This window comes from Amycolatopsis sp. WAC 04182 (assembly GCF_003947465.1).
Taxonomy (GTDB): Bacteria; Actinomycetota; Actinomycetes; order Mycobacteriales; family Pseudonocardiaceae; genus Amycolatopsis.
Map to the genome: position 1 here is coordinate 1 of NZ_QHJJ01000025.1, position 852 is coordinate 852.

General features: G+C 54.1%; 1 rRNA gene. It reads right to left on the reverse strand.

The window, feature by feature from the left end:
• Positions 1 to 852, reverse strand: a 23S ribosomal RNA gene (locus tag DMH01_RS42280); the annotation flags it as partial.

Here is an 852-nt window from a genome sequence, read left to right on the forward strand (position 1 = left end):
TTTTAATAAACAGTTGCAGCCAGCTGGTATCTTCGACTGATTTCAGCTCCATCCGCGAGGGACTTCACCTACGTATCAGCGTGCCTTCTCCCGAAGTTACGGCACCATTTTGCCTAGTTCCTTCACCCGAGTTCTCTCAAGCGCCTTGGTATTCTCTACCTGACCACCTGTGTCGGTTTGGGGTACGATTTGATGTTACCTGATGCTTAGAGGCTTTTCCTGGAAGCAGGGCATTTGTTGCTTCAGCACCGTAGTGCCTCGTCATCACGCCTCAGCCTTGATTTTCCGGATTTGCCTGGAAAACCAGCCTACACGCTTAAACCGGGACAACCGTCGCCCGGCCAACATAGCCTTCTCCGTCCCCCCTTCGCAGTAACACCAAGTACAGGAATATTAACCTGTTTCCCATCGACTACGCCTTTCGGCCTCGCCTTAGGGGTCGACTCACCCTGCCCCGATTAACGTTGGACAGGAACCCTTGGTCTTCCGGCGAGCGGGCTTTTCACCCGCTTTATCGTTACTTATGTCAGCATTCGCACTTCTGATACCTCCAGCATGCCTCACAGCACACCTTCACCGGCTTACAGAACGCTCCCCTACCCAACAACGCATCAGCGTCGCTGCCGCAGCTTCGGTGCATGGTTTAGCCCCGTTACATCTTCCGCGCAGGCCGACTCGACCAGTGAGCTATTACGCTTTCTTTAAATGATGGCTGCTTCTAAGCCAACATCCTGGCTGTCTGGGCCTTCCCACATCGTTTCCCACTTAACCATGACTTTGGGACCTTAGCTGGCGGTCTGGGTTGTTTCCCTCTTCACGACGGACGTTAGCACCCGCCGTGTGTCTCCCGTG